The following is a 13,312-nucleotide window of genomic DNA, read 5'->3' on the forward strand; positions in this document are numbered from 1 at the left end:
TTTATATGCGTATAGTAATCTCTCTTTTGGACTTTTAGTTGAAAGGGGTAATTACTGATGAAGATAAAGGAACTGCTTGGAAAAAAGAAGACAAGAATAATAGCGATAGCTGTGACGGTAGTTGTTATCACTGCTTCTGTCTCGACATTTGGCGTGGTAAGAGCAAATAAGAAGGATGCCAATGAAATGGTGCCGGTTACTGAAACCTGTGAGGTTACAAGACAGGACCTTAAGAAGACGATCAGCCTAAATGGCACTATCGCCGCTCTTGATAAACAAAGTGTTGCCAGTGAACTTACCGGTGTAAAGATCAATTCGCTCAAGGTCAGAGTTGGTGACAGGGTTAAAAAAGGCGATGTGATCGCAGAGCTTGATACGACTAACACGCAGAAATATCTTGATAAAGCAAAGGATGCTCTTAATATAGCAAAACAGAAGGACTCTCTTGAACTTGCAGCAGCTCAGAGAAATTATGATGCGGCAGTAGAAACTGCAAGGATCCAGATCGAGAGAGCAGAAAAGGAAGCCGAAAAAGCTGACAAAGCCTTCAACGACGCAGTCACAGCATCAGATACGGCAAATGCAGAAAACAGCAGCGCTGCAAGTGATGTAAATGATAAAGTAAGTTCTGAAAACAGCGCAAAGGATGACCTTGGAAGCGCCGTGTCTGATGCTTCAAAAAGCGAAAAGAAATTATCCAAAGCGCAGTCTGCTTATGACGATGCCAATAAGAATGTATCAGACCTTGAAGGAACAATATCGAAATTAAAAACTGATTACGAAGCATATACAAAGGGCGATTTCACTACAGCTTCCGGAAGATTTAACAGAGCAAGTGATGAACTAAGTTCAGCAAAGAATGCCCTTAAAACCGCAGAGGATAAAAAGACAGCGCTTGATGGTAATACCGAGGCAACAGACGAGGAACTGTCAAAAGCGCAGGATGATCTTGATAAGGCAAAAGAGGCTCTTGCAACAGCTCAGGGCGCTTATGACGAAGCAAAAGGATCATACGACAGCGCAAAACAAAAGCTTGATGATATATCAGCTCAGATATCATCTGCAGAGAGTGAATACAAAACCGCAGTAGATGAAAGAGATAAAAAAGAGAAAAAAGTAAACAAAGCCCAAAAAGAAAATGATAAAGATAAAAAAGAAATAGAAAGTAAGCAAAAGGCTCTTGATGATGCCCAGGAAAAGCTATCCGAAGCAAAATCAAAACAGGCAGAGGCAGAGAGCGAAGCAAAGAGTGCCAAGGAAGAAATAAAGGGTGCAAAAGACAGCGCAGAAAAGGCACAGGAGGCCAAGGAAGATCAGCAGAGAGAAAATGATAAAACTGTTGCCGATTCCAAAGACAGCTACTCAGAAGCTAAGTTAACAGAGGGCACAAACACCTTGGAAGCACAGCAGGAAGTCGATAAATATGAGCAGGAACTTGAAAAAGCAACTGTTGTTGCTCCCTGCGACGGACTGGTAACTTCTGTTGGTGTCAAGGAAGGCGGAATCTACGATAACGGAAACGAGATAGCTCTTATACAGAATGACAGCGGCTATAAAGTAACCGCAACTGTAGACCAGTACGACATCTGCGATATAAAGGAAGGGATGAAGGTTAAGATAAAAACTGATTCTGTAGATGAGGAGATGGATGGAACGCTTACCTTTGTTTCACCGATCCCGCAGGGAACTTCAGCTCAAAGCGATAGTGAGCAGAGCGCAACAGGAACTTCCGCAGACTATCCGATAGAGGTATCTATAGAAGGCGGAATGGAAGACAGACTAAGGATCGGAATGACAGCTAAGATAACAATACTCGAGGAAGAATCCGATAACTGCCTTACTGTACCTGACAACTGCGTACAGACAGCAGAAGACGGAAGTCTTTTCGTTGAGAAGGCAGTACCTGATGAAAATGGCAATCTCATGCCTTCAGGAGAACATATTACTGTGACCTACGGTGTAAAAACCGACTATTACGTAGAAGTTAAGGGCGAAGGCTTAGATGAAGGAATGAGCGTAGTTGTACCGCCTGCAGACGATTTTTCTTTCACGGATGAGGGAAATACAGATAATTCTGGCAGCATAGAGGAGTGGTGATGAGTAAAATAATAATTCCGGAAACAATGATCGAAGCAAAAGGAATAGTAAAACGATTCAACGTAGGTTGTGAAAATGAGCTTGAGATACTGCATGGTATTGACCTTAATGTGAAAAAAGGTGAATTCGTTTCTATAGTCGGCACTTCAGGCTCAGGTAAATCTACCCTTATGAATATAATAGGACTCCTCGATAAGCCTACAGAAGGCTCATATCTTCTGGACGGAGTCGACGTGTGCAAAGCCGGGGATAAAGAACTGTCGCATATAAGAAATAAAAAGATAGGCTTTGTTTTTCAGACCTATAACCTGATAGCAAGGACAAGTGCCTTAAAAAATGTGGAGCTTCCAATGCTCTATGCCAAAGTAAGTGCAAAAGAGAGAAAAGAGAGAGCTCTGGAACTACTTGAACTTGTTGAAATGAAAGAAAGAGTCGGGCATACACCTGATGAATTATCCGGAGGACAAAAGCAGAGAGTAGCGATTGCAAGAGCTCTTGTTAATCACCCTTCCATAATACTTGCAGATGAACCGACCGGAGCACTTGACTCTTCTACCGGCAGAAAAATAATGGACCTTTTTCATAAGCTCCATGAGGAACAGGGAATCACTATTGTTTTCATAACGCACTCTCCGGAACTTGCTAAGGAGACAGAGAGGATACTTACGCTAAAAGACGGCTCTTTCATAGATGAGAGGATGGGAATAAAATATGCTTCTTGAAAATGTAATGCTGGCACTTACCGGTCTTCTGGCAAATAAGATGAGAACTTTTCTTACAATGCTCGGAATAATAATCGGTATCGCATCTGTTATAGGAATAATGACTGTTGGAGATGCCATGAACAAATCGGTAATGGGCTCCATGGGAGATATGGGAGTTAATAATATCACGGTCTTCGTCACTCAGAAAATGGATGATGATTACAATTTTGAGAGTGAAGAATATGTCCGTGATATGAAGGATAAGGACTATTTTTCCGAGGAGATGATACAGGATATCTCCGGTCATTTTGCAGGCAGAATAGAAGGTGTGGCTCTTAAAAAATCCGCAGGAGAAGTCAAGATTGAGGACGGAAAAAAATATGCCAATATAAATCTTGAAGGTGATAATAGTGTTGCTTTTTCACAGGCAGGACTAAAGATCATCGCAGGCAGAGGAATAACGAAAAGCGAACAGCATGATGCGCGAAAAGTAATCGTAGTTTCAGACAGATATGTAGACAATATGCTGGGAGGGGATACGCAAGGCGCTCTTGGAAAAAATGTTGAAGCCGTAATAGGTAATAAGTACTACGAATATACAATAGTAGGGGTATATGAATACTCTGAGAGCAGCGGCCAGAGCCAGGGTGCAGGAAAATCCAGAAAGGATGTGCGGACAAATGCATATATTCCTTTAAGGACAGCGCTGATACAGCTTCGAGAAAAAAATCAGTATGACGAGATGGAGGTCATAGCCAAAAGCGGAGAGGACCAGGGGATTCTTTCAAATGAAATACAAAATTATCTTAATCAGAAATACTATAAGGATAATGATGCCTATGAGTCTTATGCCTATAGCATGAAGGAAGAGATAAAGTCCATGGAATCTATGCTGAACACACAGACCTATGCATTTGCGGCAATAGGTGCCATATCACTTCTTGTTGGCGGAATCGGAGTAATGAATATCATGATAGTATCCATAACCGAGAGAACAAGAGAGATAGGTACAAGAAAAGCTCTTGGAGCGACAAACGGATGCATAAGACTCCAGTTCATTACTGAGGCTGTAGTAGTATGTCTTATAGGTGGTATTCTCGGAGTAATAGTTGGTGAAGTTTTTGGAATGATTGCTTCCAAAATGATGGGATATAGCGGAACAGCATCACCTGGCGGTATAATATTCTGTGTAATGTTTTCGATGGCATTTGGAGTATTTTTTGGATACTACCCTGCAAACAAAGCTGCAAAGCTCAACCCTATAGAGGCGCTTAGATATGAATGATGGAAAATACAAGGTACTCATAGCTGAAGATGATGTAGATATAATAGCACTGCTTAGACTTTATCTTGAAAATGCAAGCTATGAAGTTGTTTCTGTAGAGAATGGAAACGAGGCACTCACTGCAATTGATAGGGAGCTTCCCGACCTTTTTGTATGCGATATCATGATGCCCGGAATGAACGGATTTGAAGTTATAAAAGCTGTGCGCGATAGCGGCAATAATATTCCTATCATGGTTTTATCTGCCAAAAATCAGGACAGCGACAGGATTCTTGGTCTTGATATCGGCGCAGATGATTACATGGTAAAACCCTTTAATCCACTTGAAATAGTGGCAAAGGCAAATTCTCTGATGCGTAGGTTTTACAAGCTTGGAAGCAGTGAGTTTTCACAGAATACTGTTTATACAATTGGAGAGCTTACTCTTGACGTGGAAAAAGCAAGGCTTATGAAGAATGGCGAAGAGGTCCTTCTTACTCCGACTGAATTCAAGATACTCCTGCTCCTTATGAAAAATCCGGGCCGCGTATTTACCAAGGTTCAAATTTATGAGCATGTTAACGGAGAATATTATGAAAACGATGATAATTCTCTTATGGTACACATGAGTAAGCTCAGGGATAAGATTGAAGAGGACAGCAAGAACCCCAGATATATAAAAACAGTCAGAGGCCTTGGCTATAAAATGGAGCGGAATGTCTAAATGAAAAAAGTATTTTCTTCCATGAAACGGGAAAAAGGCACATTATATTCGCTGGTTACCAGGTATTACATATTTTTTGCGGCAGCAGTCCTTTTGCTTTCTTTTATTATAGTAAACCTTACAGGCAGAGTCATCACGCAGATGGAGCTTGCTCCGGGAGTCAGTAGATTTATAAGTAATGACAGCCTTATACGGGCTGAAAAATATGACAAACTCAATATCAGAAAGTATCTTGGTGAAAAAAGCTATTTTGAAGTTCTTGATGAGAATGCGAATATTATTTATACAAGTGACGATTCAAAAAATAATGTCTATACTTTGGAGGAACTGGAGTTTATACCGCAGGAGTCGGGAGACACTTATTATTACCTGGAAAATGTCTTCGATGATAAGGGCAATATAACAGGATATCTTCTTAACAAGTATTCCCTTATAAAACAGGAGGACGGAGATTATTACGGACTTACAGGAACTGTGTCACTAGATGCGGACAGGAATGTTGTTTTTGCTGATTACGGAATAGGATTTGATCGCATTTCGAAAAAAGAATTTGACATCATCTATGGCAATGAAGAAGAAACATATCTTCAGAAATATGAATATACCACCAATTCCGGAAAACATAGGACTATGCTGCTCCATCAGAATTTCAATAATTCATCCTTAAACAGTGAGTACAGAAGGGTATATATGACGGCAATCCTGTCATTCCTTCTTATCTTTGCTATTTTTGTGATCCTGTTTGTTTTTCATACTTCACTTGCTGTGCGAAAGCCTATTACTATGCTGCAGGATGCTATGAAGGAGCTCGGAAGCGGCAACAAAGACATAGCGATTACCTACTCAGGTCCCAAGGAATTTGTAAGGATCGTCGACTCCTTCAATGACATGACAGGCAAGCTCTATGAAGCAGAACAGGAAAAAGGCAAGTTGGAAAAAGAAAGACAGAAGATGCTTGCAGACATATCACATGACTTAAAGACCCCTATAACTGTGATACAGGGCTATTCCAGAGCGGTAGCCGATGGAATGGTCCCGGATAATGAAAAAGAAAAGTATCTAAATACCATAAGCTGCAAGGCTGACAATCTGGCGGAACTGATTGATACATTTTCCGAATACTCAAAACTTGAGCATCCCGAATTCAAGCTGTATAAAAAAGATTGTGATATATGCGAATATCTAAGAGAATATCTTGCCGATAAGTACAGTGAACTCGACATAGCCGGGTACAGCATGGAGATAGATATTCCAGAAGAAAAGATAGTAAAGTGCATCGACACCTCCCAGCTAAAGAGGGTGTTTGAAAACATAATATCCAACTCTGTAAAATCCAATCCCGCAGGAACCCTTATATATGCAGGAATGAAGCGGGATGGGGATAAAGTCATAATAAGACTTGGGGATGATGGCAACGGAATCCCGGGGGCCATCAAGGATGACATCTTCAAGCCCTTCGTCGTAGGCGATGAAGCCCGCACAAGCGGAAGAGGCACAGGCCTTGGCCTGTCTATCGCCAAACTTATAGTTGAAGCTCACGGCGGCACAATCCGCCTCCTTGAAAAAGACGAAACAACTTACAGCACCGTGTTTGAAATAGTTCTGTAAATAGTAACTATAAATTGAAAAACAGTCATTGACAATTAGTATGACTGCTTGGTATTATATCATTTGTGACTAACACAGGTCACGGATTGCTGGCATAGCACAGTCGGTAGTGCGTCGCATTGGTAGTGCGGAGGTCACGGGTCCGATTCCCGTTGCCAGCTCGAAAATTAAAACTTGTTGGATCGCAGTATCCGCAAGGAGTTGCTCCCGATAAGGCTTTCGGATAAGCTTATCGGGAGCTTGTTATTTGTAAAATAAGTGCCCTAGAAGTGCCCAAAACAGTCTTTGAGTACAAAAATAAGTTTGTTAAAAATATTGAGCAGGAGATGACCTCTCCTGCTCAAATAAGGTTATTGTGCTTTTTGTGATGTAAAGATCAGATTTTCTAGCTTGTCAGCATAACTTAGCTTCTTTTCAAAATAACTGCTTGCATAGGTATCAAGAGTGATAGTTGCTGAGCTATGCCCTAGAATTTCTTGAACGGTTTTTATATCAGTACCATTTGCAATAGCTATAGAAGCATAGCTGTGCCTTCCAGCGCTATGGAGTGACAGATAGCGTAGCTTTTCTGAATGCGATTTCACAAATCGCGTAAATGTCTTTGAAAGCGAATCTGTGGATAGGGGTATGCCATATTCGTCAGAAAACAAGAATCTGCTATCATTGAATTCATTGCCGTGCTTAAGTTTGTTTTGGTTATAAATGCGTATCATTTTTTTTATTTCGGCACATAGAGATTCACTTAATGGAATATCTCTTATACCGCTTTCGGTTTTGGGTTCTTTTAGTATGTCATTTGATCCAGCAATGCTAATTTTAGATTGGGTTATATGCCATACTCTGTTATACAGATCCACATCTTCAATTCGTATTGCAGCCATCTCAGATCTACGTGCACCTGTACCTACAGAAAGATAAATTAGAAAATGGGTTATTTCATCTGCGAAGGTATCAGCTAAGTACAACAAAATCTGCACTTCGTCAGGATTGTATGATTGAATCCTTTTATGTCTGACTTTGGGAGTTTCTACTTCAGAAACAGGATTTGCACCTCTTTGTATATACCGACATTTGATTGCTCTATCCATGACTGAATGGAGAACGGACATGTAGTTTTTTATTGTTTTTGGAGATAAACCATCATCAGTAAGATAGTTTACATATTTCTGTATTTTTGTCGTGCTAAGTTTTGATAATTCAATGTGCCCTAAATGCCGTAGGATACCATGTGGATCAGCATTAGCTATTTGTACATAACTCTGAACAGTTGATTTTGACAAATCATGCGTATAGACATCAATGTATTCGTTAAAGAAAGACCTTAGGGTTCTGCAATCATAGCTGATTGCATTATCCTTATTGTGCTCAAGTTCCACTGCATTTACAAACTCCTTTACTTTTGCTAATGGAGTATGAGGTTGAAATGTTTTAGACTTCCTCTTTCGCTTACCTGAAATATCATCTACCTCATATATTACTTTATACCTTTTTTTTGATGGATTATCCTGATCCAGAATAGTAATGTGTGCCATACATAATTGACCTCCTATAGTGTTGCTTTATGTTACGTAATAATAATATATAGACGAACAATGCATAAAAACGAATATTAGTCTAAAATTAAAAGTTCCATGTCACGAGCAATTTCATCGATGGTGGGATGGTTTTTTCTTCTATAAACTTCATAATCATCCCATGAAAAGTTAATCTCAGGTAACAGGTTTTTTAGTTCCTCCGTGATTATCTTGTACATTTGTTCGTAAAATTGAGGAACCAGTTTGAAAGCATAGGGTAATTTAAAGATTACTCGATCAGTGTGGCATTGAATAATAATACCTGACATGTTATGCAACTCATGAAGCCTATGTCTTATCCTGTAAAAGAATTTCACCTGTGGATATGACTGTAGTATTCCATGTTCGGATAACTGCATTACCGACACCATAATTCATTCTTCCCTTTTCTTTACCCTCAGCAATTCTATAAATAAGTGAAGAAAATTCATGGCTTTTGGACATGCCAGCCTCATCTATTCCAATAGGGATACCAAAATTATTAGTCAGGAATTCTTGAATGGCATTCTCGGTGGCATTCCAGGTTGTGAATAAGCTTCTTGTTTCTGAAGTTGATGAAATCGTATTACCAAATAATGATAAGGCTAATTCAAGAGCAGTGCTTTTGCCTGAGGAAGATTCCCCAGAGATATGTATAAAGAGGTTATTTATGCCAATGCTTGCTCCTATATACCCAATAAGTAGTGAAGATGCGCCTAATGCAAGTGCTGTAGACATTTCAACTGACGAAAGAACATCATCGTTCAGCATCGATTTGTAGTCAGCCCAAGAACCTGATGAAGACAGATTTAGATCACCGTTATATCTGTATTTCAGTCGCATGATTCTCTTTTTTGTCGAGTCATAGTAAAAACAATTTCTGCCAAGGTAGCACCATCTGTTGTTTAACATTTTTATACCAGCAAACTCAGTAACCTTTGTTGTTGGAATTTTCCGCATTTCGTTATTTAGGTGTAGAATCACATTCGAGGCGTTTGATGTATTAACGTCAACACCAAACTTTGATAAAGCGACAACTTTATTTTTGTCTGATATTATTTCGGCAGCAACGGTAATTTTTTCTATATTGCCTTGGTGATTGAGGAAGGTCAGTACATATGTCTTAGAGTGAGACTCGATATCATTAAAGGCATCTGTGATTTCTATTCTGTTGCATATAAAATGCTTTGTGATTATTTGTTGATCATCGATTGACTCGTCTTTTAGTAAGTATACTCCATCGTCAAGAACAGCGATGTATGGGTAGTGGTATCCTTTGAGTTTATTATCTTTGATAATCGATAACAGCTTTTCCTGATTATAAGTTGTATTTTTATTTAGCATTTCTCCTCCACTTGTTTTTGATAAGAAGGGGTGAAGCAAATGCACAAATAGATCGAGCAGATGTCAAAAATATCGATCATAAAAATAAGTAAATCTGCGAGATATATTTGTGCAGAGGCTACCACCCTTTCTTATCAAAAAGATTAGTTTGTTTTTCCGTTTTGCCGTTTTTTTCTTAAGGTGTATAAATTTAATTTGAAAATTCACTGCGATAGATGTTAAGCATATACGATAAAAAAACGGTAAAACGAATGGTTGTAAAATGATTAGCCAGCAAATAAGGTAATGCTGGCTAAAAATTTTAGTATATTAAGGATTCCATGTAGCAGCAACAAAACAGTTTTTAAATATGCTGAAAGGTATCTTGTAGCGAAAGACTCCGTTGTAATCCTGGAAATTGTCATCTAGGTAGTCCTCTCTAGTCTTGTTAAACTGTTCTTTAGCAAGCATAATTCTAAATTTTTGGAGAATTAGCGACTTTTCGATAATTGCTTTGTGGGCGGCAAAATCATTTATTGAAAAGTAGCGTTCGATAGCTTTGTCAGGTACTATAATGTCAAATTGATCGGACCATGTATCCGAGTCAACGTATCTAAACGTTGCTACAAAAGAGCTGTCATCCTCGAAATCATTTTTGAATGAGTCATCGATTTTGCTAAGACCAATTATTTCTAGGACTAACAAATCTGATTCAGCAAGAAATGGTTGGGTGTTACACTCTGTAAAGCAGGTATTTTTCTTGATTTCCTTCAAAATTCTTTTTTTCAATTTTTTATGCATTTTAAAAAACCTCCGTTATTTCTCTTGGCCTTTTGCTTCATCATATAGATGGTAAAGTAAAATTGTCTTCTCCTTTCATTAAAACAGTCTGGGCATAAAAAAGGCCGATGCAATTGCCCAAACTGGCATCCGTTTTTGGATGCTGAATGGGTTCTGCATCGACCTACCATGGAACCTATATCAGGTTTGTGTCCAGCTTACAAGGATGGTTGATTAAGAACCAAAAGAGAGAAAATATCATATAAAAATAGACGCAATAACACCCGGGTAGCAATCCGTTTTTGAAGCAGAATATAATAATAAAATATCAGGGAAACTGTAAAATGTGTTAGGTTTTTCTCTCAGTCTTCATGCTCTGAAGCTAAAAAGATCATACTATTTTTGAGGGTGTACAACAATTGGCGGATTTACCAAAGTGCAGTTTTGCTTTGCTGCAGACTGATTTTTGAAAAAATAAAATTTCTTGATCTTTACAAATGTATTTGCGGCAGGTCATCCTGCCGCAAATAAGAAAGGTGAATACATAGACTATATTACGCCAACAAGATATCACAATTCAGTTATTGTGCATTATTACATATTGAATAGCTGCTTTGTTGCTTTATGCCAAGGAATGGATTCGATTTTTGTTAGACTTGTCTGATTTTGGATTTTGTTTTGCTCATGATGAAACAGTTGAGTCATGGTGAGAGTGTTGGAGAAACAGCGTTCTGTTATTACTTAGTAGTCTGATGAGTACTCCACTGATAGTGAAGATTGCAATCCATTGTGAGGTTGACAATCCTAAAGCCCATATTCCACGAATTATATCATCTCTTAAAAATTCATCAAAGAATCTTAATATTGAATATAATAGCAGATAGATGATCATTAGATTAAACTTTTTCAAATGATCAAGTTTTATCAGAATGAAGAATATAATAAGCTCTGCAAATGCTTCCAGAAGCTGAACAGGAAATCTTTTAATATTTGGCATAGCGGCCATTGCAATTCCTGCATGCCATGCTATTCCGTAGCAGCAACCACCTAGAAAACATCCGATACGACCAAATGCATGGAATATTGCAAACGACGGAGCCAAGAATGATAATAATGCTTTAGAATCAATAGCCAGTAGTCTTGCACACAAAATAGCGGAGAGTATTGCACCAAACAATCCTCCATAAAATACGAAACCACTTGTGATGATAATTTTTAAGGTTTTTGAGATTGAAAAATCAGTAATAACCTCAGGCAATTGTGTGAAAAAAAATAATGTTTTACTACCAATAAAAGCTCCTATTGTTATGAATAGTAAGACGACCAGTAGAATTCTCTCATTATAACAATTTTTCTTCATACGAAAAAAGCTTATCACAAGAGCTGTGCATAAACCTAAATCAGACATCAAACTGTATGAAGGTATATCTACTATAAAATGAATGTACGGTAACACGAGTTTTCACCAATGAAGATTTAGTATGTACTATTGCAAATGCCACATGTTAAGCAACCAGCGCATTTTGAGAACATACCACATGTGACGCAATCAGCACAACTTTGAAAGAATAACAGACCAACAAAAAGGGCTGTAATTAGTCCTCCTAATGTGAAAAAAACTCTAACTTCGCCGCGATTACTTTTTAACTTGTTAAGGCAAGAATTGTTTACTGTTCCACACCAAATTCTTAGAAGCTGAATAAGATTGTCCATGATACCTCCTTAAAAAGTGCCATTTCAAGAGTTTTAGATACAATGAATTCAGATATATGAGTAGATATCTACTCATATAATAATACCATATAAATGTATATCTATTATTAAATTTTCAGTAATTTATCATAAATATATGCGAGGAGAATAAAATGATAGATATAGATTATGGTTTTGTGCGAATTAGACTAAAAGAAGTGATGCAAAAACAAAATGTAAGTATCAACAAGCTTGCATTTCGTTCTGAAATGCAACGAACACAATTAAAGGCTTATATAGCTGGTGATATACAGAGAATTGATTTGAATGTTATAGCTCGCTTATGCCATGCGCTAGAGTGTGATATATGTGATCTTTTAGAATATATGCCGCCATCTAAGTAGATTTCATGGCTGTAGGATTTGAATTGCTCCTACAGCCATGATAATTTTTATCGTTTTTTATGTCTTTTTAGTTTTTCAGCTTCCCTTTTAATTTCTCTTCCCTTTGTGCTTTTTGAGTTTTTTACTATTTCAAAAATACTTACAACGCCACTAAAACCTATCATAAACATCATTACTTCTTCCATTAGAATCCTCCGTAATCATATAAAAGTGATTATTTAACAGAACATTTTTTACCTTACAAATATATACATGGCTTATTTGTCTGGTCTTGTTAAACGTGATTTTATATCCATTAAAAGCTTATACAAATGCCTGCTATAGTTATTGGAACTCTTTCCGCAGTAAATAGAAGCAGTTTGACCTGCATCTACGGATATTAGAAGATACTCTGAATCTTCAATAAGCAGACTATCAATCTCATCGTAATCAATGATGTATTGAAGACTATTGTTTTCCCAGAAATACATTTTTGCATCAGTAAATAATATTCCTATTTCCGGATTATCAGTAGAAATATCGTTATGAGCTATTAATAACATCTCCTGAATCGAACATTTTTTTTCAATGATATTTCTTACATTAAAGGCTAATTTTTCTCCTATCTTCCATGTACAACCATAACTATCAAAGGCGTATTCGTATGGATTTTCAAATTCATCTTTAGCTATCCATACCGTGTTTCCATTCCGAATATACCGTATAAAAGTATTATTTGAAGTATTCAGGTACTGATAGGCGTTTTTGATTATTAATCCTCGTATGCTGCCATCATCAGTATCTATGCGTTCAGATTCTTCCTTTAGAGCTATTTTCTTTTCAAGTATTAAATTTGCCTTTTTAATTATGTCAGCCCAGTTTATATTATTTTTATGCATGCCTACATGAAAAATGCAGGAATGCTTTTTTATGAAATTCTGTAATTCATCAATAGAAAGATCGGCTATTGCTTGTATTCTTTCATCATCAAATGTTGTTCCTACTTCAGAATTACAATAAATGATAAGCCGTTGGGAGAAGCCTAACCCATCAATAGCTGCTAGAACTTTTTTCTCTCGTTCGGTTAGTCTTTCTTCAGGCTGTACTCTTGTAAAATCTTCCATATTCTAATCTCCTTATTCAAAAGCATATTCAAATGCAAATATACAGACTATGCCTACAAC

12 protein-coding genes and 1 tRNA gene are annotated in these 13,312 nt (G+C 37.8%); 7 read left to right on the top strand and 6 right to left on the bottom strand.

Going from position 1 to position 13,312, the window contains the following annotated elements:
• Window positions 1-57 precede the first annotated feature (57 nt).
• The 6 genes from T543_RS11490 to T543_RS11515 all read left to right on the top strand — a co-directional run bounded on the left by T543_RS11490 (window position 58) and on the right by T543_RS11515 (window position 6,558).
• Window positions 58-2,097, top strand: coding sequence for an HlyD family efflux transporter periplasmic adaptor subunit (locus T543_RS11490; protein WP_035768657.1), 2,040 nt, complete (start codon window positions 58-60; stop codon window positions 2,095-2,097).
• Window positions 2,097-2,819 (top strand): ABC transporter ATP-binding protein, encoded by a 723-nt coding sequence (locus T543_RS11495; protein ID WP_304412759.1) that lies wholly within the window; start codon window positions 2,097-2,099, stop codon window positions 2,817-2,819. Before T543_RS11490 ends, T543_RS11495 begins: the two co-directional genes overlap by 1 nt.
• The gene (locus T543_RS11500) at window positions 2,809-4,086 is read left to right on the top strand and encodes an ABC transporter permease (protein ID WP_035768659.1); all 1,278 of its coding nucleotides are present in this window, start codon (window positions 2,809-2,811) and stop codon (window positions 4,084-4,086) included. Before T543_RS11495 ends, T543_RS11500 begins: the two co-directional genes overlap by 11 nt.
• Window positions 4,079-4,789, top strand: a complete 711-nt coding sequence (locus tag T543_RS11505) for a response regulator transcription factor (RefSeq protein ID WP_035768661.1) — start codon at window positions 4,079-4,081, stop codon at window positions 4,787-4,789. The genes T543_RS11500 and T543_RS11505 overlap by 8 nt, the downstream gene beginning before the upstream one ends.
• Window positions 4,790-6,397 carry a HAMP domain-containing sensor histidine kinase gene (locus tag T543_RS11510; RefSeq protein WP_051638740.1) on the top strand — a complete coding sequence of 536 codons (1,608 nt, stop codon included), beginning with the start codon at window positions 4,790-4,792 and terminating at the stop codon, window positions 6,395-6,397. It abuts the gene before it with no gap.
• Between the two features lie 88 nt (window positions 6,398-6,485).
• Window positions 6,486-6,558 (top strand) — tRNA-Thr (locus tag T543_RS11515).
• 189 nt (window positions 6,559-6,747) lie between these two features.
• Here the strand turns inward: T543_RS11515 and T543_RS11520 are convergent.
• The 4 genes from T543_RS11520 to T543_RS11540 all read right to left on the bottom strand — a co-directional run bounded on the left by T543_RS11520 (window position 6,748) and on the right by T543_RS11540 (window position 11,509).
• Window positions 6,748-7,929, bottom strand: coding sequence for a tyrosine-type recombinase/integrase (locus tag T543_RS11520; protein ID WP_035768663.1), 1,182 nt, complete (start codon window positions 7,927-7,929; stop codon window positions 6,748-6,750).
• Between the two features lie 330 nt (window positions 7,930-8,259).
• Entirely contained in the window at window positions 8,260-9,294 is a 1,035-nt protein-coding gene (locus tag T543_RS11530) for a DUF927 domain-containing protein (protein ID WP_035768667.1), read from the bottom strand.
• 309 nt (window positions 9,295-9,603) lie between these two features.
• Window positions 9,604-10,074, bottom strand: coding sequence for a hypothetical protein (locus T543_RS11535; protein WP_035768673.1), 471 nt, complete (start codon window positions 10,072-10,074; stop codon window positions 9,604-9,606).
• 661 nt (window positions 10,075-10,735) lie between these two features.
• On the bottom strand, window positions 10,736-11,509 hold the full coding sequence (locus T543_RS11540; RefSeq protein ID WP_081830056.1) for a prolipoprotein diacylglyceryl transferase: 774 nt from the start codon (window positions 11,507-11,509) through the stop codon (window positions 10,736-10,738).
• Window positions 11,510-11,918: 409 nt separating this feature from the next.
• Between T543_RS11540 and T543_RS11545 the strand changes: the two genes are divergently transcribed.
• Entirely contained in the window at window positions 11,919-12,149 is a 231-nt protein-coding gene (locus T543_RS11545; protein ID WP_051638741.1) for a helix-turn-helix domain-containing protein, read from the top strand.
• 47 nt (window positions 12,150-12,196) lie between these two features.
• Here T543_RS11545 and T543_RS15910 read toward each other — a convergent pair whose 3' ends face one another.
• Both T543_RS15910 and T543_RS11550 read right to left on the bottom strand, forming a co-directional pair.
• Entirely contained in the window at window positions 12,197-12,334 is a 138-nt protein-coding gene (locus T543_RS15910; protein ID WP_155843258.1) for a hypothetical protein, read from the bottom strand.
• 72 nt (window positions 12,335-12,406) lie between these two features.
• Window positions 12,407-13,252, bottom strand: a complete 846-nt coding sequence (locus T543_RS11550) for a hypothetical protein (protein WP_035768684.1) — start codon at window positions 13,250-13,252, stop codon at window positions 12,407-12,409.
• Between the last annotated feature and the right edge of the window lie 60 nt (window positions 13,253-13,312).

Source organism: Butyrivibrio sp. NC2002 (assembly GCF_000702265.1).
In the GTDB taxonomy this organism is placed as follows: domain Bacteria; phylum Bacillota; class Clostridia; order Lachnospirales; family Lachnospiraceae; genus Butyrivibrio.